General features: G+C 64.4%; 20 protein-coding genes and 2 tRNA genes. 9 read left to right on the forward strand and 13 right to left on the reverse strand.

All coding sequences use genetic code 11. From position 1 onward, the window contains the following. Positions 1 to 57: 57 nt before the first annotated feature. The 3 genes from RPR59_RS09045 to lon form a co-directional block, all read right to left on the reverse strand. Positions 58 to 132 (reverse strand) — tRNA-Val (locus tag RPR59_RS09045). An 80-nt stretch (positions 133 to 212) separates the two neighbouring features. Further along, positions 213 to 485 (reverse strand): HU family DNA-binding protein, encoded by a 273-nt coding sequence (locus RPR59_RS09050; protein WP_313913247.1) that lies wholly within the window; start codon positions 483 to 485, stop codon positions 213 to 215. Positions 486 to 630: 145 nt separating this feature from the next. Beyond that, a complete protein-coding gene (lon, locus tag RPR59_RS09055; RefSeq protein ID WP_313913249.1) occupies positions 631 to 3,027 on the reverse strand; it encodes an endopeptidase La in 2,397 nt (798 codons plus the stop codon). Positions 3,028 to 3,136: 109 nt separating this feature from the next. On the opposite strand from lon, the gene RPR59_RS09060 reads away from it, so the two are divergent. Next, positions 3,137 to 4,822, forward strand: coding sequence for a M1 family metallopeptidase (locus RPR59_RS09060; protein WP_313913250.1), 1,686 nt, complete (start codon positions 3,137 to 3,139; stop codon positions 4,820 to 4,822). A gap of 8 nt (positions 4,823 to 4,830) precedes the next feature. After that, the gene (locus tag RPR59_RS09065; RefSeq protein WP_313913252.1) at positions 4,831 to 5,133 is read left to right on the forward strand and encodes a hypothetical protein; all 303 of its coding nucleotides are present in this window, start codon (positions 4,831 to 4,833) and stop codon (positions 5,131 to 5,133) included. Positions 5,134 to 5,268: 135 nt separating this feature from the next. Here the strand turns inward: RPR59_RS09065 and clpX are convergent, their stop codons facing one another. The 5 genes from clpX to RPR59_RS09090 all read right to left on the reverse strand — a co-directional run bounded on the left by clpX (position 5,269) and on the right by RPR59_RS09090 (position 10,341). Then, the gene (gene clpX, locus RPR59_RS09070) at positions 5,269 to 6,543 is read right to left on the reverse strand and encodes an ATP-dependent Clp protease ATP-binding subunit ClpX (RefSeq protein WP_313913254.1); all 1,275 of its coding nucleotides are present in this window, start codon (positions 6,541 to 6,543) and stop codon (positions 5,269 to 5,271) included. Between the two features lie 190 nt (positions 6,544 to 6,733). Continuing rightward, positions 6,734 to 7,396: an ATP-dependent Clp protease proteolytic subunit gene (locus RPR59_RS09075; protein ID WP_313913256.1), complete on the reverse strand. Its 663-nt coding sequence runs from the start codon at positions 7,394 to 7,396 to the stop codon at positions 6,734 to 6,736. Positions 7,397 to 7,474: 78 nt separating this feature from the next. Then, complete coding sequence (locus tag RPR59_RS09080; RefSeq protein ID WP_313913258.1) at positions 7,475 to 8,398, reverse strand: glycosyltransferase family 2 protein; 924 nt, start codon at positions 8,396 to 8,398, stop codon at positions 7,475 to 7,477. Positions 8,399 to 8,511: 113 nt separating this feature from the next. Further along, the gene (gene tig, locus RPR59_RS09085) at positions 8,512 to 10,191 is read right to left on the reverse strand and encodes a trigger factor (protein WP_313913260.1); all 1,680 of its coding nucleotides are present in this window, start codon (positions 10,189 to 10,191) and stop codon (positions 8,512 to 8,514) included. A gap of 65 nt (positions 10,192 to 10,256) precedes the next feature. Further along, a tRNA-Leu gene (locus RPR59_RS09090) sits at positions 10,257 to 10,341 on the reverse strand. 115 nt (positions 10,342 to 10,456) lie between these two features. Here RPR59_RS09090 and RPR59_RS09095 point away from each other — a divergent pair. Further along, complete coding sequence (locus RPR59_RS09095) at positions 10,457 to 10,729, forward strand: hypothetical protein (protein ID WP_313913261.1); 273 nt, start codon at positions 10,457 to 10,459, stop codon at positions 10,727 to 10,729. Beyond that, positions 10,726 to 10,941, forward strand: coding sequence for a hypothetical protein (locus tag RPR59_RS09100; RefSeq protein WP_313913263.1), 216 nt, complete (start codon positions 10,726 to 10,728; stop codon positions 10,939 to 10,941). Before RPR59_RS09095 ends, RPR59_RS09100 begins: the two co-directional genes overlap by 4 nt. 209 nt (positions 10,942 to 11,150) lie before the next feature. Here the strand turns inward: RPR59_RS09100 and RPR59_RS09105 are convergent, their stop codons facing one another. The 5 genes from RPR59_RS09105 to gatC all read right to left on the reverse strand — a co-directional run bounded on the left by RPR59_RS09105 (position 11,151) and on the right by gatC (position 15,713). After that, positions 11,151 to 11,810, reverse strand: coding sequence for a peptidylprolyl isomerase (locus RPR59_RS09105; protein WP_432280255.1), 660 nt, complete (start codon positions 11,808 to 11,810; stop codon positions 11,151 to 11,153). Between the two features lie 140 nt (positions 11,811 to 11,950). Beyond that, entirely contained in the window at positions 11,951 to 13,453 is a 1,503-nt protein-coding gene (gatB, locus tag RPR59_RS09110) for an Asp-tRNA(Asn)/Glu-tRNA(Gln) amidotransferase subunit GatB (RefSeq protein ID WP_313913265.1), read from the reverse strand. Next, positions 13,450 to 13,818: a hypothetical protein gene (locus tag RPR59_RS09115; protein WP_313913267.1), complete on the reverse strand. Its 369-nt coding sequence runs from the start codon at positions 13,816 to 13,818 to the stop codon at positions 13,450 to 13,452. The genes gatB and RPR59_RS09115 overlap by 4 nt, the downstream gene beginning before the upstream one ends. After that, positions 13,815 to 15,299 carry an Asp-tRNA(Asn)/Glu-tRNA(Gln) amidotransferase subunit GatA gene (gene gatA, locus RPR59_RS09120; protein WP_313913269.1) on the reverse strand — a complete coding sequence of 495 codons (1,485 nt, stop codon included), beginning with the start codon at positions 15,297 to 15,299 and terminating at the stop codon, positions 13,815 to 13,817. Before gatA ends, RPR59_RS09115 begins: the two co-directional genes overlap by 4 nt. 126 nt (positions 15,300 to 15,425) lie before the next feature. Next, a complete protein-coding gene (gene gatC / locus RPR59_RS09125) occupies positions 15,426 to 15,713 on the reverse strand; it encodes an Asp-tRNA(Asn)/Glu-tRNA(Gln) amidotransferase subunit GatC (RefSeq protein ID WP_313913271.1) in 288 nt (95 codons plus the stop codon). 152 nt (positions 15,714 to 15,865) lie between these two features. Here gatC and RPR59_RS09130 point away from each other — a divergent pair, with 152 nt between their 5' ends. From RPR59_RS09130 to RPR59_RS09150, 5 genes are all read left to right on the forward strand, one after another. Next, a complete protein-coding gene (locus RPR59_RS09130; protein ID WP_313913273.1) occupies positions 15,866 to 16,978 on the forward strand; it encodes a DUF3089 domain-containing protein in 1,113 nt (370 codons plus the stop codon). 109 nt (positions 16,979 to 17,087) lie between these two features. Further along, positions 17,088 to 17,438, forward strand: a complete 351-nt coding sequence (locus RPR59_RS09135) for a DUF4168 domain-containing protein (RefSeq protein ID WP_313913275.1) — start codon at positions 17,088 to 17,090, stop codon at positions 17,436 to 17,438. Positions 17,439 to 17,526: 88 nt separating this feature from the next. Further along, positions 17,527 to 17,997, forward strand: a complete 471-nt coding sequence (gene ruvX / locus RPR59_RS09140) for a Holliday junction resolvase RuvX (RefSeq protein WP_313913278.1) — start codon at positions 17,527 to 17,529, stop codon at positions 17,995 to 17,997. Between the two features lie 49 nt (positions 17,998 to 18,046). Next, positions 18,047 to 19,036 (forward strand): aspartate carbamoyltransferase catalytic subunit, encoded by a 990-nt coding sequence (locus tag RPR59_RS09145; RefSeq protein WP_313913280.1) that lies wholly within the window; start codon positions 18,047 to 18,049, stop codon positions 19,034 to 19,036. Next, complete coding sequence (locus RPR59_RS09150; RefSeq protein WP_313913282.1) at positions 19,033 to 20,244, forward strand: dihydroorotase; 1,212 nt, start codon at positions 19,033 to 19,035, stop codon at positions 20,242 to 20,244. Before RPR59_RS09145 ends, RPR59_RS09150 begins: the two co-directional genes overlap by 4 nt. Positions 20,245 to 20,252: the final 8 nt, after the last annotated feature.

The raw sequence follows: 20,252 nt of genomic DNA on the forward strand, positions 1-20,252 counted from the left end.
CCCAAACGAGAAAACCCCGGACCACTCGGACAAAGCCTCGTGATCCAGGGTTTTATCTGGTGGGCGCGGCTGGGATTGAACCAGCGACCCCTGCGGTGTGAACACAGTGCTCTACCACTGAGCTACGCGCCCGCCTGGTTCCTGTTTTGCATCAGGGAACCGGACGCGTGCCTCTAAGCAAGCACGCGCCCTCTGTCCAGTCGCAAAACGCCTTAGTTGACGGCGTCCTTCAGGCCCTTGCCGGCCTTGAACTTCGGCTGGGTGGAGGCGCTGATCGTCATCGGCTCGCCCGTGCGCGGATTGCGGCCCGTGGATGCCTTGCGCTTGCTGACCGAAAAGGTGCCGAAACCGACGAGGCGGACTTCATCGCCCTTCTTCAATGCGCCGGTGATGGAGTCGAAAACCGCTTCGACCGCCTTGCTCGCATCGCCCTTGTTCAGGCCCGAGTGGTCGGCGACCTGTCCGATCAATTCCTGTTTGTTCATGTCCCTTTGAACCCCTGCTTTGTTACACGGTTACTCGAATGAATGTGTCCCGGCGCGAGGCCGAGTGCCCAGTAAGGCGGTTCGAGTCCCCGCTGTCAAAGCAATTCCGCCATTTCAGGCCGAAAAAACGGAAAAAACCGCCCGATCAATGCCGCAAAGACGCGCCCGAAGCGCTCATGTCCCCTACGGGTTGAACGGCCAGTTCATCCGCATCGGTCCAGTCGATCGGTTCCAGCGAATCGGTCAGCGCCCGGCTCAGCACTTCGTCGACATGCGACACCGGGACGATTTCCAGTTCGTCCTTGATGTTCTGCGGAATCTCCACGAGGTCCTTCTCGTTCTCCGCCGGGATAAGGACGGTTTTGATACCGCCGCGAAGCGCCGCGAGCAGCTTTTCCTTCAGCCCGCCGATCGGCAATGCCCGACCACGCAGCGTCACCTCGCCGGTCATCGCGATGTCCTTGCGCACCGAAACGCCCGTCAGCGTCGACACGATCGACGTGACCAGGCCGATACCGGCAGAGGGGCCGTCCTTGGGCACCGCCCCCTCGGGCAGATGAACATGGATATCCTTGCGCATGAACAGGCTCGGCTTGATGCCGTAGCCCGGCGCGCGCGCCTTTACGAAACTGAACGCCGCTTCGACCGATTCCTTCATCACATCGCCCAGTTTGCCGGTCGTCTTGATGTTGCCCTTGCCGGGCACCGTGACGGATTCGATCGTCAGCAGTTCGCCGCCCACCTCGGTCCAGGCAAGGCCCGTGACGGCGCCGATCTGGTGCTCCTCCTCGGAAATGCCGAAGCGATATTTCCGTACACCGGAAAATTCGTGCAGATTGTCCGGCGTGACCGTGACGCTCTCCACCTTCTTTTCCAGGATCTGGCGCAGCGCCTTGCGCGCAAGTTTCGCGATCTCGCGCTCCAGCGTCCGCACCCCGGCTTCTCGGGTATAGTACCGGATCAAGTCGCGAAGCCCCGCTTCGGTCAGTTCGAACTCGCCTTCCTTCAACCCGTGAAGCTCGACCTGCTTGTCCACCAGGTGCCGCTGCGCGATCTCGACCTTTTCATCCTCGGTATAGCCCTCGAGCCGGATGATCTCCATGCGGTCGAGCAGCGGCTGCGGCAGATTGAGCGTGTTGGCCGTGCACACGAACATCACGTCCGACAGATCGACGTCGATCTCCAGATAGTGATCCTGGAACTTGTTGTTCTGTTCCGGGTCGAGCACCTCGAGCAGCGCCGAGGCCGGATCGCCGCGGAAATCCTGGCCCAGCTTATCGATCTCGTCGAGCAGGAACAGCGGATTGCCGGTGCCGGCTTTTTTCAGATTGGATACGATCTTGCCCGGCAGACTGCCGATATAGGTCCGCCGGTGGCCGCGGATCTCGGCCTCGTCGCGCACGCCGCCCAGCGACTGGCGAACGAACTCGCGGCCCGTCGCCCGCGCGATCGACTTGCCGAGCGAGGTCTTACCGACACCGGGAGGCCCGACCAGGCACAGAATCGGCCCCTTCAGCCGGTTGGTGCGCGCCTGCACGGCGAGATATTCGACGATCCGGTCCTTGACCTTTTCAAGCGCATAATGGTCCTCGTCGAGCACCGTCTCGGCCTCGACCAGATCCTTCTTGAGCTTCGACTTCTTGCCCCAGGGCAGGCCCAGCAGCACGTCCAGATAGTTGCGCACGACCGTCGCTTCGGCCGACATCGGCGCCATGGTCTTGAGCTTCTTCAGCTCCGCCTCGGCCTTCGCCTTGGCTTCCTTGGACAGCTTCAGCTTCGCGATCTTCTTGGTAAGCTCGGCGACCTCGTCGCCCTCGCCCTCCTCGTCCTCGTTGCCGAGTTCGCGCTGGATGGCCTTCAACTGCTCGTTGAGATAATATTCGCGCTGCGTCTTTTCCATCTGACGCTTCACGCGGCCCTTGATCTTCTTTTCGACCTGCAGGACGCCGAGTTCGCCTTCCATGAAGGCATAGACCATCTCCAGCCGCTTGGCCGGATCGGCTTCGATCAGCAGCGACTGCTTGTCCGCGACCTTGATGGCGATATTGGCGGCGACCGCATCGGCCAGCCGCGACGGTTCGTCGATCTCGCCGAGCTGCACCGCCGTTTCGGAAGGCAGTTTCCGGTTCAGCTTGGCATAGCTTTCGAACTGATCGACGACAGAGCGCATCAGCGCCTGAACCTCGGCCCCTTCCGCCGGCATGTCGGCGACCGGTTCCACATGGCCGGTCAGATAATCGCCGGTCGGCTCCATCGATTGCAGCTTGCCGCGCTCCTTGCCGGACACGAGCACGCGCACGGTGCCGTCGGGCAGCTTCAGGAGCTGCAGCACCTCCGCCGTTACGCCGATATCGTAAAGGTCATCGCCGGCCGGATCGTCCTCGCCGGGATCGAGCTGAGCTACGAGAAAGATTTCCTTATCGTCGTTCATCGCCGCCTCGAGCGCGGCGACCGACTTGTCGCGACCAACGAACAGCGGCACGATCATATGCGGGAACACGACAATGTCGCGAAGCGGCAGAACAGGATATGACGTCTTCATGAATACTCCGGTTTGCCCGGTTCGGGCTCTTTGCCGTCATATATGGGGCCTGACATCCGCGCATCAATCTTCGCGGCGCATATCGGCGCCGATTGTGTCGGCCACCCTGATGCTCGCGAGCACCGCCACGGCCGCGCCGATGGAAAAGGGAAAGCCGCCCATCACGGAACAGACCGCCAGGTCCGGCGGTCCGATCGATCCGCAACAGGCAAAGCTGCGCTTCGACGTCGCCGACCTTGCCATCGAGGTGCTGCCGGAGCGCGAGCAGTTGCGCGGCGTCGCCACGCTGACGTTTACGGCGAAGGCGCCGTTATCCGCGCTGCTGATCGATCTCGACCGCAACCTTCCGGTTTCCGCGGTCAGCATCGACGGAACCGCGCTCGGCCGGGACGCCTGGGCCAATCCGCAGGGGCGATTGTCGATCCGCCTGCCGCATATCGTGGCGGAGGGGCACCGTGTAACCGCGCGCATCACCTATGGCGGCACGCCGCATGTCGCCGTTCGTGCCCCCTGGGACGACGGCCTGGTCTGGTCCGAAACGCCGTCGGGCCGGCCCTGGGCGGCGACGACGGCGGAGGGCTATGGCTGCGATCTGTTCTGGCCCTGCCTCGATTTTCCGACCGGTGAGCCGGGCCGCGTCGATCTGCACATCACGGTGCCCAAGGGGCTGAAAGCGCCGTCGAACGGCGTGCTGAAGGGCGTGGACACCTTGCCTGACGGCCGGACGACCTGGAACTGGTCGATCAAGAACCCGAATACCTATGCCATCGCGCTCAACGTCGCGCCCTATAAGGCACTACGGGCGACCTATGACAGCCGCTATGGCAACGAAATTCCGCTGCGGCTATGGTATCTGCCGAGCCACGAAGCCGGCGCCAGGCGGCTGTTCGCGGAATTCGCACCGACGCTCGATTTCTTCGAAAGCCTGATCGGCCCCTACCCCTTCGGTGACGAAAAGGTGGGCGTGGTCGAGACGCCGCATCTCGGCATGGAGCACCAGACCATCAACGCCTATGGCAACGGCTACCGCGCGACGGAGGCAGGTTTCGACACCATCTTCCAGCATGAGCTGGCGCACGAATGGTTCGGCAATCAGCTCACCGCCGCCAATTGGGACGATTACTGGCTGCACGAGGGATATGGCACCTATATGCAGCCGCTCTACGGCGAATGGCGTGACGGCGCAGCACGCTACGCCGCGATGATGCAGGATCTGCGCATGAACATCATGAACGAAGCGCCGCTCGTCTCCGGCCGCGCGCTGACCGAAGAACAGGTCTACGAAACCGAAAATGGCGGACCAGGTCAGGATATCTACAACAAGGGCGCATGGGTGCTGCATACTCTGCGCAATGCGATCGGCAATGATGCTTTTTTCGATGTCACGCGCCGGATCGTTTACGGCCGGCCCGATCCCGAACCGGGCAATTTCCATCCGCGCTATGGCTCGACGGGGGAGTTCGAACGGATCGTCAAGGAGGTGACGGGGAAGGATTATGGCTGGTTCTTCGACGTTTACCTGTATGAAGCGGCGTTGCCCGAACTCCAGCAGCACCGCGCGGACGGCATCCTGCGCTTGACCTGGAAAGCGCCGAACGCCAAGCCCTTCCCGCTGCCGGTCGAAGTGCAGGTGGGCGACCGCGTCACGCGGCTACCGATGACCGGCGGCACCGGCGCGATCCCGGTGCCCCAGGGCGCGCACGTCATCGTCGATCCGCATGCGCGCACCCTCAAACAGTCCGACACGGTGGAGGCGTATCACCGGTGGCAGAAGGCCCATTCGGCGCGCCCGTGACGGCACGGATGCGTCCGGTATTGAACGGTGGAAAGGCTGGCAACACGCTGATCCTGCTCGGCACCGCGCGGGCGGACGGGCGCACGACCGAAGCCGCCGGGATGCTGGCGGACAGGCTGGAGGAAGTGGAGACGGTTGGTCTGCGATCGGCCGGTCTTCGCGCCTTTTCCTACGAGGCCGTGAACCTGGACAATGACGGCTTCCGCACGATCATTCAGCGCATGGCGCAGGCGAGCTTTTCGCGAGGCCTCCGCGAAACCCATTCTCGTCACCCCGGCGAAGGCCGGGGTCCACCGTGCCGCTCAGTCTAAGCATTTGAAGTGGATGCTGAAACAAGTTCAGCATGACGAAAGAGGTTTCCGCTTCGCGCCTTTCGCAGAAGTCTCGCTTTCGCGGGAATACAACGGACGCTTCCCTCTGACAGGGCGCGACCGGCGACCCGGCGATTACGCCGCGCCGCCGCCCGCTTTCTCTTCCTTCTTGGCATAGACCCGGATGGGGTCCTTACGACCCTCGATCACGTCCTTGTCGATCATCACCTCGTCGACCCCGTCCATCGACGGCAGGTCGAACATGGTGTCGAGCAGGATGCCCTCCAGAATCGAGCGCAGCCCCCGCGCGCCTGTCTTGCGTTCGATCGCCTTCTTCGCGATGGCGGCGAGTGCGTCGTCGTTGAAGCTGAGCCTCACGTCCTCCATGTCGAACAGCTTCTGATACTGTTTGACGAGCGCGTTCTTCGGCTCGGTCAGGATCTCCACCAGCGCCTCGGTGTCGAGATCCTCCAGCGTGGCGATCACCGGCAGACGACCGACGAATTCGGGAATCAGACCGAATTTCAGCAGATCTTCCGGCTCCACCTGACGCAGCACCTCGCCGGTGCGCCGGTCCTCGGGCGCCGACACATAGGCGCCGAAGCCGATCGACTTGCGCTGCAGCCGGTCCCCGATGATCTTTTCCAGCCCCGCGAACGCGCCGCCGCACACGAACAGGATGTTGGTCGTGTCGACCTGGAGGAATTCCTGCTGCGGATGCTTACGCCCGCCCTGCGGCGGGACGGAGGCGACCGTGCCCTCCATCATCTTTAGAAGCGCCTGCTGCACGCCTTCGCCGGACACGTCGCGCGTGATCGACGGGTTCTCCGCCTTGCGGCTGACCTTGTCGATCTCGTCGATATAGACGATGCCACGCTGCGCCCGCTCGACATTATAGTCCGACGCCTGGAGCAGCTTGAGGATGATGTTCTCGACATCCTCGCCGACATAACCGGCCTCGGTCAACGTGGTGGCATCGGCCATGGTGAACGGCACGTCGAGGATGCGCGCCAGCGTCTGCGCCAGCAGCGTCTTGCCGCACCCGGTCGGCCCGACGAGCAGGATGTTCGACTTGGCGAGCTCCACATCGGCGCCCTTCGCGCCGTGGTTGAGCCGCTTGTAATGGTTGTGCACCGCGACCGAGAGCACGCGCTTGGCCTGCGTCTGGCCGATCACGTAATCGTCCAGCACATCGCAGATTTCCAGCGGCGTCGGCACGCCGCCGTCCTTTTTCGAGACAAGCGCCGACTTCGTTTCTTCGCGGATGATATCGTTGCACAGCTCGACGCATTCATCACAGATGAAGACGGTCGGGCCGGCGATGAGCTTGCGAACCTCGTGCTGCGACTTGCCGCAGAAGGAGCAATAGAGCGTGCTCTTCGAGTCGCCGCCGCCGCTCAGTTTCGTCATAAAAAGCGTACCTTTTCAGTCCGGTTCGCGATCCACCCCTCCATCCGATCGATGGAAGAACGCCTTATCCGGACCCGTTTATCCTAATAGCAAGACTGCCGTGCCGAAAGCCAATATGTCCAGCATCGATTTCCATACAAGGGCTTGAAGGGCATCGCGCGGCCGGCGTGGCCCTTCACCGGCACCTGTGTCAGCCCTCGGACGGGGTCGGGGCAGGCGAACCGCCCTCGCCTTCGCCAGGAGCAGTCGGCCGCTTGTCATATACCTCGTCGACCAGACCGAATTCCTTCGCCTCCTCGGCTTCGAGGAAGGTGTCGCGGTCCATCGCCCGTTCGATCTTTTCGAGCGGCTGCCCGGTATATTTGGCATAGAGCGCGTTCATGCGCTGACGGATACGCAGGATTTCCTTGGCCTGGATCTCGATATCCGACGCCATGCCCTGGGCCCCGCCCGACGGCTGATGCACCATGATCCGCGCGTTGTTGAGCGCGACTCGCATGCCCGCCTCGCCGCTGGCGAGGAGAAAGCTGCCCATGGAGGCCGCCTGGCCGATGCACACCGTGCCGACGCGCGGCCGGATATATTGCATGGTGTCGTGGATCGCCATGCCGGCCGTCACCACGCCGCCCGGCGAGTTGATGTACATCCAGATATCCTTGTTCGGGTTCTCCGATTCGAGGAACAGGAGCTGCGCGGTGATGAGCGCCGCCATGCCGTCCTCTACCGGCCCCGTCACGAAGACGATCCGTTCGCGCAAGAGGCGCGAGAAGATGTCGAAGCTGCGCTCGCCGCGGCTCGACTGCTCGATGACGATGGGAACGAGGGCGCTCATGGGATCGAAATTGTCGTGCATGTGAATCCGTCTCTTGAGGTTATCGCCGTGGAACATCGGCGCTCGCACCCGCGCGCGCAAGGCCTTGACAGGTTTGCGTCACGAACCGGGCGCCGGTTGGGACAGATAAGCGAGCCGCCGCACTTCCCTGCGGCCGCGCACCACGGTGTCGAGGATCAGCCCCGCGAAGCCGCTGAGCGAGGCGAGGATCATCAGGCCGGTCGCCAGGATCGCCGTGGGAAAGCGCGGCACCAGCCCGGTCTCCAGATACGTCACCGCGAGCGGAACGGCGAGGATGATCGCGATCAGCGCGAGCATCGCGCCGACCGTGCCGAAAAACCACAAGGGCCGCTCGACCCGGTAGAGTGTCAGGATCGTGCGCGCGATACGCAAACCGTCGCCATAGGTGTTCAGCTTCGACGCCGACCCTTCGGGCCGCGCGCAATAAGCGGTTTCCACCTCGCCCACCGGCATCTTCAGCTCCAGCGCATGAACGCTGATCTCGGTCTCGATCTCGAAACCTTCCGACAGGACCGGAAAGCTTTTCACGAACCGGCGCGAAAAAACGCGGTAGCCGGAGAAAATATCGGTGAAGCTGCGCCCGAACAGGCTGGCGAGCAGAGCGGTCATCATCCGGTTGCCCATCACGTGCCCGCGCCGATAGGCATCCGCTGCCTGATGAATCCGCGTGCCGACGATCATATCGAGTTGGTCCGTCACCAACCGGTCGACCATCGCGGGTGCAGCAGCCGCGTCGTAGGTCGCGTCGCCATCGGCCATGACATAGATATCGGCATCGACATCGGCGAACATCCGCCGCACGACGTTTCCCTTGCCCTGGATGCGTTCCCGGCGCACGAGCGCACCCGCTTCGCGCGCCCGGTCGACCGTCGCGTCGCCGCTATTGTTGTCGTACACATAGATGGCAGCGTCGGGCAGCGCCGAACGAAAGGCCGCGACGGTCTGCCCGATCGCGGCCTCTTCGTTGTAGCAGGGCAGCAGCACCGCGATACGCATCGTCATCGCCCCGCCATAGAGCCATTCCGGAACCGGTTCGACCCTTTTGTGCCGTTGCGATATCCCATCGAAACGAAAACCCCTCGTTCCGATCTGGAACGAGGGGCCGGATCGTCAGATCACTTTTCCGCCGCGCTGGATTTCTTCGCGGCCGGCTTTTTCGCCGTGGATGCCTTCTTGGCAGCGGGCTTCTTAGCCGCCGGCTTCTCTTCGGCAGCATCCTTCGACGACGCCTTCTTCGTAGCCGCAGCCTTGGCCGGAGCCTTCTTCGCTGCCGTCTTCTTGGCGGGCGCTGCGGGCTTCTCGTCCTCGGCTTCGTCCTTCTTCGCCGCCGCCTTCTTCGCGGGAGCCTTGGCCTCCGCCTTCTCGTCGGCCGGCTTGTCGTCCGCCTTCTTCGCAGCGGACTTCTTCGCCGCCGGCTTCTTGGCGGCAGCCTTCGGCGCGGCCTTGGCCTTTTCCGCCTCGCTGTCGTCTTCGGCCTCGATCGCGGCTTCCAGTTCCTCGCGCGTCACTTCGCGTTCGGTGATCTCCGCCTTGTCGAACAGGAAGTCGACGACCTTGTCCTCATAAAGGGGCGCGCGGAGCTGCGCGGCGGCCATCGGCTCCTGCTGGACATATTGGATGAAACGCTCGCGATCCTCGGGACCATATTGCTGGGCGGCCTGCATGATCAGGCGGCTCATTTCCTGCTGCGTCACCTCCACGCCGTTTTCCTGGCCGATTTCGGACAGGAGCAGGCCCAGGCGAACCCGGCGCTCGGCGATCGCGCGATATTCGTCGCGATCGTCTTCCAGCTCCTTCTTCGCGGCCTCGGGGTCCTCCTCGTGGCTCGCTTCGTGCTCGAGCTGCTGCCAGATCTGGTTGAACTCGGCCTCGACCATCGACGGCGGCACCGGGAAGTCATGTCCTTCGGCGAGCTGGTCGAGCAGCTTGCGCTTCATATGCGTGCGCGTCAGGCCGTTCAGTTCCTGCTCGATCTGACCCTTCAACAGCCCCTTGAGCTGCTCCAGGCTTTCGAGACCCAGATTCTTGGCAAATTCGTCATCGACCTTGGTTTCGCCGGCGACCTTGACCGCCTTCACGCTCAGATCGAACGTCGCCGCCTTGCCGGCCAGTTCCTTGGCGCCGTAATCCTCGGGGAAATTGACCTCGATGGTCTTTTCCTCGCCCGCCTTCACGCCGACGAGTTGGTCCTCGAAGCCGGGGATCAGGCGGCCGGAGCCGATCTCGACGGCCATGTCCTCGCCGGTGCCGCCCTCGAACGGCTCGCCATCGACCTTGCCGACGAAATCCATGACGACCTGGTCGCCTTCCTTCGCCTTGCGGCTCTTGGGCGCGTCCTCGAACTGCTTCTGCTGCTCGGCGAGCTTCTGCGTCTGTTCGTCGATCTGCTCGTCGGTTGCCGGCACCGTCAGGCGTTCCAGCTTCAGGCCGTCGATCGACGGCGTGGGAACGTCGGGCAGGACCTCCATCTCGATCTTGATCTCGGCATCCTTGCCGGGCTCATAGCCGTCGGCAAGTTCGACCGAAGGCTGCATCGCCGGGCGCAGCTTGTTATCGGCGATCACCGACTGCACGCCCTCCTGGATCGTCGAATTCAGCGCATCGCCCGCCAGCGCCTCGCCATGCATCTTGCGGATCAGGTTGGCCGGCACCTTGCCGGGACGAAAGCCCGGCATGCGGACCTGCGGCGCGACGCGCTTGACCTCGGCATCGACCTTCGCGTCGATGTCCTTGGCGGTGATCGTCAGGGTGTAGGCGCGCTTGAGGCCTTCGTTCAACGTCTCGACAGTCTGCATTCCTACGCTTTCAAATCTAAAGAATTTCGGATCACGGTGTCCAGTCCCGCGCAACGCGGCGAGACTGGTGCGGGCGAAGGGACTCGAACCCCCACATCTTTCGATACTTGGACCTAAACCAAGCGCGTCTACCAGTTCCGCCACGCCCGCTAGCGGACACCGCCGGTCGGCGGCGGTCTATACGCACGGCGGACGGCCGGGGCAAGGTGCGAAGCAACCCAGCGCCCGGGCAAGCGTTCCCAATACCGAATGATGGAGACGCACAATGGCGACCAACCCCGCCGAACCAGCCCCTGCCCCCAATCCGGAGCCCTTCCCGCTTCCCGGCACCCACCCGCCCGAAACCCCGCCGCAACCCGGGCCGCAGCCGACCACCCCGCCGCCGGAGACGCCCGGCGAGCCGCAGCCGGGACAGCCGGTAACGCCGCCGCCCGAGATCAATCCGCCGGGTCCGGATGTGGACGTGCCCGAACCGGGGCACACGCCGATGCCGAACCCGGCGCCGGGCCAGCCTATCGATGGAAAGGACATTGGATGACAGACGACGACCGCAAACCGCACCCCGACAGCCCGCCTCGCCCGGATCAGGACGAGCGCAGCGACATCGAGCAGATCGTCGAAAGCCGATCCGACGCCGTGGACCGCGGCGAAGGCGGCGAGGAGCCTGAAACGTTCACCGATCCCGGGCTGGCCGACGGCGTCGGCGGCACCGGCGGACGGGTGAAGAACCAGGACGACGACGCGCAATAGCGCCTACCCTCGGGCGTTTTGCCGGACTCGACCCAGCGTCCGTTTGCACAGATGGACGTGCCGGCGACGTCTCGACGTCCGCAAGAACAGGAGCGATTGCAGTGCAGGAGCCGGCTCGCGCACCGGGAGGTGCGACATCCCGGCCGTGCTCCTGCGCAGGCAGGAGCCCAAAGCCGCAAGCGCCGCCGCCCGAAACCCTGGATTCGAGCTTATTCGGACGCCCCGCTGCCTGCCGCTGTCGGGAGGTCCGGCGCCACCTCCGCCGGAGCCGGCACGCGCCTCGCCTGGACGATCTTTACGGGATCGGCGGGCATTTCTCCCTTGAAAACGCCGCTGTCCGCCGCCTTGTCGGGATCGACGGGCGTGTCGAGTATCTTGATCAGCGTATCTCGGCCCGACACGATGCGACCGAACGCGGCATAGCCCAGATTGTCCCTGGGCTTGCCGGGATGCGCATCGAAGGAGGGGCGGTTGTCGCCGACGACGATGGTGAACTCGCCGCGCGCACTGCCCGGCTCCAGCCGCGCGATCGAAATGGTGCCGTCGGTGTGATGCAGCCCCGTCTCGATCGTCGGTTCGTGCGCGATCGGCGGATAGCTGAGCTTCGGATCGCCATCCATCCCGAACTGCACGAAGCCGAATTCGTCCTGCACCTTCACGACCCGGTAGAAGCTGCGCCCGTCGAGCCGTCCGGAGTCGACGTAACGCAGGAAATTCTTCGCCGTGACCGGCGCCTTCTCCGTCTCGATCGCCAGCGTCATCGGCCCCGCGCTGGTGTCGAGCCGGACGAACACCTGCCCCTTGGCATTCGGTGCAGGTGTATCCTGCGCCAGCGCCGGCATCGCGAGCAGTGCCGCGACCGCTACCATCACCCCCGCAATGAAGCACATAATCGCACCAGTCCGTCCGTGCTGAGCTTGTCGAAGCACTGCCCTTCTGCCTCGCGCAAGCAAGATCAGCCCTTCGACAGGCTCAGGGCGAACGGATGTGGCGTGGCCGCGCATACCCTCTATCCCAGAGCCTTCTTGAGCAGTTCGTTGACGACCTGCGGGTTGGCCTTTCCTCCCATCGCCTTCATCGTCTGGCCGACGAAGAAACCGAACAGCTTGTCCTTGCCACCACGATATTCGGCGACCTTGTCCTGGTTCGCCTCCAGCACCTTGGCGATCTCGGCCTCGATCGCGCCGGTGTCGCTGGTCTGCTTGAGCCCCTTGTCCTCCACGATCTTCGCGGGCGCGTCGCCGGTTTCGAGCATGATCTCCAGCACCTGCTTGGCGATGGTGTTGGAGATGGTGCCATCGGCGACGAGCCCGAGCAACTCCGCCCCGTGTTCCGGGCTGACGGGGCTGTTCTCGATGTCCTTGCCGAGCCGATTCAAGGCACCGAACAGCTCGGAAATCAGCCAGTTCGACGCCGCCTTGGCGACTTCTGCCTCACCCTTCTTCTGCAACCGCGCGCTTTCGGCGAGCAGCGCCTCGAACCAGCGCGCCGTCTCCGCCTCGGCGGTCAGCACCGCAGCATTATAGGCGGGCAGGCCCAACTCGCTTTCGTACCGGCGGCGCTTGGCGTCAGGCAGTTCGGGCAGCGTCGCGCGGCACTCGTCTAGAAACGCGTCGTCGAGCACCAGCGGCAGCAGATCAGGATCCGGGAAGTAACGATAGTCATGCGCTTCCTCCTTGGAACGCATCGACCGCGTCTCGCCCTTGTCGGGATCGAAAAGGCGCGTTTCCTGCACCACCTTGCCGCCGCCCTCCAGCACATCGACCTGGCGCTGCGCCTCGAACTCGATCGCGGCCATGACGAAGCGGACCGAGTTGACGTTCTTCGTCTCCGTCCGCGTGCCCAGGTCGCCGCCCGGCTTGCGCACCGACACGTTGACGTCGGCGCGCATAGACCCTTCTTCCATATTGCCGTCGCAACTGCCGACGTAACGGAGAATCGATCTGAGCTTCTTGACGTAAGCACCTGCTTCGGAAGGAGAACGCATGTCAGGTCGGCTGACGATCTCCATCAGCGCCACACCCGACCGGTTGAGATCGACATAGGAGCGTGTTGGATGCTGGTCGTGCATCAGCTTGCCGGCGTCCTGCTCGACATGGATACGCTCGACACCGATTTCCTTGATCTCGGCTTCCGGATCCTTTTCGTCGAGGCTCACCTCGATCACGCCCTCGCCCACCAGCGGGTGGTAAAGTTGCGAAATCTGATATCCCTGCGGCAGATCGGCGTAGAAGTAATTCTTGCGGTCGAAACGCGACCATTTGTTGATGACGGCATTCAGCGCCATGCCGGTGCGCACCGCCTGGCGGATACATTCCTTGTTCGGCACCGGAAGCATGCCCGGCATCGCCGCGTCGACCAGCGATACCTGCGTATTCGGCTCCGCCCCAAATGCGGTCGATGCGCCCGAAAACAGCTTGGCCTTCGACGTGACCTGTGCATGTACCTCGAGGCCGATCACGACCTCCCACTCGCCCGTTGCCCCCTGGATGCGGTAAGAACTCTCGGTCATTCTTTTAGCTCGCTGTAACGATCGTATTTATGGGCATCGGGCTTCGCCACCCGATCGACCGCTTTCCATTTCACGTCGAATGCAATCCGCGAAATTTCTTCCGCTTTTTGCTCGCTCGATAGCTTCCCTTCGCCAGCGATCAACGAGGCTACATGGACTTTTAGACCACCGCCCTTCGCAATATTCCTTGTGGCCGAAACTGCCAAATCGAAGCTCACCGCTTCGGGCATGTCAAAACCAAACACGAAGTCGTTCATTTCGACGCTGGTCTGGTCGGAGGCATCCTCGACTCCAGCCGCTATGGCTTTCAAGGTAGAAGCCACGAATGCCGTAAGCTCGTCGCTGTCTATTGAAGGCTTTGTCACCACCAGGCCTCCGGCCGCGCGGTGAACCCGGCGCGCTCTTCCAGCGCCAGCCCGGCGTTGAGCACGCCCTGTTCGTCCATCGCCTTGCCGATGATCTGAAGCCCCAGCGGCAGGCCCTGCTTGTCGAGGCCGCCCGGCACGCTCATCGCCGGCAGTCCGGCAAGCGAACTCGGCACGGTGAAGACGTCGTTCAGGTACATGGCGATCGGATCGTCCGACTTCTCGCCCAGCCCGAATGCGGCAGACGGTGCGGTCGGGGTCAGCAGCAGATCGCAACTCTCCCAGGCCATGTCGAAGTCGCGCGCGATCAACGTGCGGACCTTCTGCGCCTGCGTGTAATAGGCGTCGTAGAAACCCGCCGACAGCACATAGGTGCCGATGATCACCCGCCGCTTCACCTCGTCGCCAAAACCGTGGTCGCGCGTCGCCGCATACATTTCCTGCAGGTTCGCGCCGTCAGGCAGGTCGCGCTGGCCGTAACGAACCCCGTCATAGCGCGCGAGGTTCGACGACGCCTCCGCCGGCGCGATGATGTAATAAGCCGGCAGCGCGTATTTGGTGTGCGGCAGCGACACCTCGACCACCTCGGCGCCGGCATCCTTCACCCAAGCGATGCCCTGCTGCCACAGCGCCCCGATCTCGGCGGGCATGCCATCCATGCGATATTCCCTGGGAACACCGATGCGCTTGCCCTTGAGATCGCTCGACAATCCCGCTTCCCAATCGGGCACCGGCGCGTCGAGCGAGGTCGCGTCCTTGGGATCGAAGCCCGCCATCTGTTCGAGCAGGATCGCGCAGTCGGTCACGTCGCGCGCCATCGCGCCCGCCTGATCGAGCGAGCTGGCAAAGGCGATCACGCCCCAGCGCGAGCAGCGGCCATAGGTCGGCTTGATCCCGGCAATGCCGGTGAACGCCGCAGGCTGGCGGATCGACCCGCCAGTGTCTGTGCCGGTCGCCGCCGGACACAGCCGCGCCGCGACCGCCGCCGACGATCCGCCAGACGAACCGCCCGGCGTCAGCACGGCATTGCCGCCGTCGCTCCTCCGCCAAGGCGACTTCACATTGCCGAAGGCGCTCGTCTCGTTCGACGAGCCCATCGCGAACTGGTCCATGTTGAGCTTGCCGAGCATGCCCGCGCCCGCGTCCCACAAGCGCTGCGAGACGCTGGATTCGTAGGGCGGCTTGAACCCTTCGAGGATATGACTGCCGGCGGTCGCCGCGACGCCCTTGGTGCAGAACAGGTCCTTGATGCCCAGCGGCACCCCGGCGAGCGGGGCGAGCGTGTCACCTTTCGCCTTCGCATCATCGGCTGCCTTGGCCGCGGCGAGCGCATGGTCGGGCGTGTCGACGAGGAACGCATTGAGTTCCTTCGCCTTCGCCACCTGCTCGATATGCGCATCGGCGACTTCGCGCGCCGAGAATTCGCCCGCACGGATGCCGTCGCGCAGGGCGCGCAGGCCGAGATCGGTCAATTCAGTCATGATCGCGCCTCCCGAAACCATTGGGGCTGAGCGCGTCGACTCCCCGCACTTCTTCTTGCCCGATCGAGCAGAAGGACGGCACTTCGACAAGCCCAGTGCGGACGGAGGAATTCCGGAAGCAATTCACTATTCGATCACCTTGGGCACGGCGAAGAAGCCATGTTCGGCCTGGGGCGCGTTGGCGAGCACGTCGGCGCGGCAATTGCCGTCGGTCACGACATCCTCGCGCAGGCGTAAGCGATTGGGAATGACGGCGGTGGTCGGTTCGACATTGGCGGTGTCGACCTCGCCGAGCTGTTCCACCCAGCCGATGATGTTGTCAAGTTCGGGCGCAAGGCGCTCCAGCTCTTCCTCGGTCAGCGCGATCCGGGCGAGATTCGCCACGCGCGCGACGGTTTCCTTGGTTACGGACATGGGTCATGCGGCTAGCACCGTGCGCGCGGGGAGCGCAACGGCAAAGAGCGGCCGGCCACGCCCTGCCCAACTTGCACAATCGGCAAGCATGGCGCACGGGAGCGGAATTGCACTTCACACGTTTATGCTGCACCGCAACACGGAGCGCCGCGTTGGCCCGGAAATTCCTCTACCTGATCGCGATCCTTGTCATGCTCGCCCTCGCCGCCGCCTTTGCCTATCGTTATTTCGGAGCCGAGATTCTCCGCCGGACGATGGTGCCGCGTGTCGGCTTCGAATCGCAGCCGGAGACCCAATCCAGCGCCTATGCCGATCCGGCCATGTGGATCGCGCGCCCGGACAAACCGGGCAATCCCGCCTTGTGGACGCCCGACGGGTATGAACCGGCCGGCGATCCACCGGCGGCCGTGTTCTTCATCCATCCGACCTCGTACCTGAAGCGCACCCACTGGAACGCGCCACTGGACGACAAGGAAGCGAACAGCCGTGCCGCGCTGTTCCTGCGCGGACAGGCGAGCGCCTTCAACGCCATCGGCGCGATCTGGGCACCGCGTTATCGGCAGGCGACATTCGGCGCCTTCCTGACCGACGAGGCGGCCGCGAACCAGGCGCTCGACCTCGCCTATGGCGACGTGGACTCTGCTTTCGACCAGTTCCTGCGGGAAATCGGCCCCGACCGCCCCATCATCCTGGCCGGGCACAGCCAGGGCGCCCTGCACCTGTCGCGCCTGCTGAAGGAGCGGATCGCCGGCACGCCGCTCGCCGACCGTATCGTCGCCGCCTATGTCGTGGGCTGGCCGGTGTCGGAGACGGCCGATCTTCCTGCCATGGGCTTGCCCGCCTGCCAAACGGCGGACCAGGCGGGCTGCATTCTTTCCTGGCAAAGCTTCGCCGAACCTGCCGATCCGTCGCTGATCTTCGACACGTTTGATGCGACGCGGGGATTCACCGGTCAGCCGCGCAAGGACACGCCCGTGGTCTGCACCAATCCGCTGACCGGTGGCGCCGACGAAACGGCATCCGCGGATGCCAATCTCGGCACGCTCTATCCTTCCGCCGATATGAAGTCGGCCCGGATCATTGCGGGCCGGGTTCCGGCGCGGTGTACCGGGCGCGGCATTCTGAAGATCGGCGCCCCGCCGGAAGTCGGCCCTTATGTCCTGCCGGGGAACAACTATCACGTGTTCGACTATTCGCTGTTCTGGGCGAATGTTCGCAAGGATGCGGCGCGCCGGTTCAAGGCGTTCGAAGCGGGACATCACTGAGGAACGGCCCACCCTGTCTTCGGCACGGGCCGTCATCGCTTTGCTTGACCCGCGCCTCCGCAAACACCCACTCGCGTCCGCGTTTTTCCCCGAATATGGAGATCGATACATGAAGACCCCGATTTTTTCGGCGTTCATTCTTGCGGGCTGCACGCTCGCCGCCCCGATGGCACAGGCGCAGGATGCCGCGCCGGCCGCACCGCAGACGATCACGCCGGCCAAGGATGTGAGCGACACGGAAGTCGATGCTTTCGCCTCGACCGTGGTGGACTTGCAGGGCATCCAGCAAGACGGCTCGTTGCAGCCGGCCGCCAAGCAGAAGAAGATGATCGCCGCGCTGCAATCGCATGGGCTGAAGCCCGCACGCTTCAATGCCATCGCCAAGGCCGCCCAGAGCGACAAGACACTGCAAAAGCGTGTCCAGTCCGCGGTCGTGGCAAAGGCCGAGCCGGCGAAGTAACCGCTGCGCGACGGCAGGGAGCGGACGCCGAAAGACGGCGCGCTCCTTGCCATCGACCTCTTCCCCGCGGGGCGCTAGAGCCGTCGGCATGATCACCACCGATGCGTACGCCTTCCGCGATGTATTGCCGCTCGGCGGCAGATTGATGGGGCTGGATGTCGGCAGCAAGACGATCGGCACGGCTCTTTGTGACGCCGGCTGGCATTTCGCCAATCCCGCCGCCCTTATCCGCCGCACGAAATTCACCAGGGACAAGGCTGCGCTCGCGGACCTGATCGCCGGCCAGGCGGTGCGCGGGCTGGTCATCGGCCTTCCCCTCAACCTCGACGGCACCGATTCGCCTCGCACGCAATCGACACGGGCCTTCGCCCGGAATTGCGAAGACATGGGACCGCCGATCCTGCTCTGGGACGAGCGCTGGTCGACCCAGGCCGTCGAACGGCAAATGATCGCCGAAGATCGCAGCCGCGCACGGCGCGCCGATCTGGTCGACAAGATGGCGGCTTCCTATATCCTGCAAGGCGCGATCGACGCGCTTGCGAACGTCACCGAGCGTTGATGCGGCGCCTCTTGCCTGGCCGCGCCGGCGTCGCTACGCGGTCCCTTTGATGCCAGCATCCGACCACCGCCCCGCCGCCGTGCTGAACGGCAGTGAAGCCTTTCCGCACCGGCACTTGACCGGTATCGCGGGCCTGCAACCGCACGAGATCATGTTCCTGCTCGACGAGGCGGAGCAGTGGGTGGAGCGCAACCGCGACCGCGCCAAGAGCGACCACCGCCTCGACGGCATCACGCAGATCAACGCGTTTTTCGAAAATTCGACGCGGACGCTGTTGTCGTTCGAGATCGCCGGCAAGCGGCTCGGCGCCGATGTCGTCAACATGCACGCCGCGCAGTCGAGCGTGAAGAAGGGCGAAACCCTGATCGACACGGCGATGACGCTGAACGCGATGCGCGCCGATGTGATCGTCATCCGCCACGGCAGTTCGGGCGCGGTGCAACTGATCGCCGACAAGGTGAACTGCCCGGTCCTGAATGCCGGGGACGGCTGGCACGAACATCCCACCCAGGCATTGCTCGATGCGCTGACGATACGGCGACGGCGCGGCGACATCGCCGGACAGCGCATCGTAATCTGCGGCGATGTGCTGCACAGCCGGGTGGCGCGCTCGAACATGCTCGCCCTCACCGCACTGGCAGCCGAAGTTCGCGTCGTCGCACCCTCGACCCTGATGCCGGCGGCGGTCGATCGCATGGCGGTAACGCCGTTCACGGATTTCGACGCCGCGCTGGAAGGGGCCGATGTGGTCATGATGCTGCGCCTGCAGAACGAGCGTATGAACGGGGCCTTCATCCCGTCCACGCGCGAATATCATCTGCGCTACGGCCTTACGCCGGAACGCCTTCAGCACGCCCGGCCGGACGCGCTGGTGATGCATCCCGGCCCGATGAATCGCGGCGTGGAGATCAGCTCGGAGGTCGCCGACGATACGGCGCGTTCCGCCATTACCGAACAGGTGGAGATGGGCGTTGCCGTACGCATGGCCTGCCTGGACGTGCTGACCCGGCGCGCCCGCGGCGTGGAGGGCTGGGCATGAGCCTGCGCTTCACCGATGCGCGCTTGGTTTGTCCCGAAAGCGGGGAACGCAACGGCGATCTCGTCGTCGCCGGCGACGAAATCGCCGCCACGACCTCCGCGGAAGCCGAGGGCGAGACGATCGATCTCGGCGGCGCCATCCTGGCGCCCGGCATCGTGGATCTGGGGGCGTTCGCCATCGACAAGGCCGCATTCGCCTTCGGCGGCATCGTCCGCGTCGGCCTTATGCCGGACCAGTCGCCGGTGCTCGACGATCCCGGTATCGTCCAGCGCGCGGCGATGATGGGCAAGCCGGACCTGTGGATCCACCCGATCGCGGCCGCGACACAGGCGCTGGCGGGCCGCGACCTTTCCGAGATGGCGACCATGCAGCAGGCCGGCGCCCGGGCCGTCTCGACGGGCCGCACCTGGATCGAAGATTCGGGCGTGATGCGCAAGGTACTCGGCTATGCCCGCGATTGCGGCCTGACGGTCATCGCCCATGCCGAAGACGGTCGATTGACGCGCGGCGCGGTGGCGACGGAAGGCGAGACGGCGACCCGTCTGGGACTATCCGCTGCTCCCGCCCTTGCCGAGCCGCTTGCGATTGCCCGCGATATCGCGCTTACGGAGGAAACCGGGGCCCGCCTGCATTTTCGCCAGGTCACGACCGCCGCCGGTTTCGAGTTGGTGCGTCAGGCAAAGCGCCGCGGGGTGGCCGTTACATGCGGCGTTACACCGGCCCACCTCTTCCTGTCCGATATCGCCATGAGCGATTTCCGAACCTTCGCCCATCTTTCACCGCCCCTGCGCAGCGAAGAGGATCGCCAGGCGGCGCTCGCCGCGCTGGCGGACGGCACGATCGATGTTCTGAGTTCGGGCCACGACCCGCGCGGGCCGGAGGCCAAACGACTGCCTTTCGCCGATTCCGCCCCGGGCGCGGCTGGAGCCGACACCCTGCTGGCGCTCGGGCTGGGACTGGTACGCGACGAACATCTAACGCTCGACCGCCTGTTCGCGCTGCTGGCGCGCAATCCTGCGGAAGTTCTCGGACTGGATACAGGCCTGTTGCGCCCCGGCCAGCCCGCCGATCTGATCGTGATCGATCCGGACAGGCCCTGGCGGATCGACGCCGACAGAATGGCGGCTCAGGCGGGCAATACCCCGTTCGACGGCTTACCCGTGCAGGGGCGCGTCCTGAAGCGCTTCAAGGGCGGCGTCGAGCACTGACGTCGGAA

The organism is Stakelama saccharophila, assembly GCF_032229225.1.
Taxonomy (GTDB): Bacteria; Pseudomonadota; Alphaproteobacteria; order Sphingomonadales; family Sphingomonadaceae; genus Sphingomonas; species Sphingomonas saccharophila.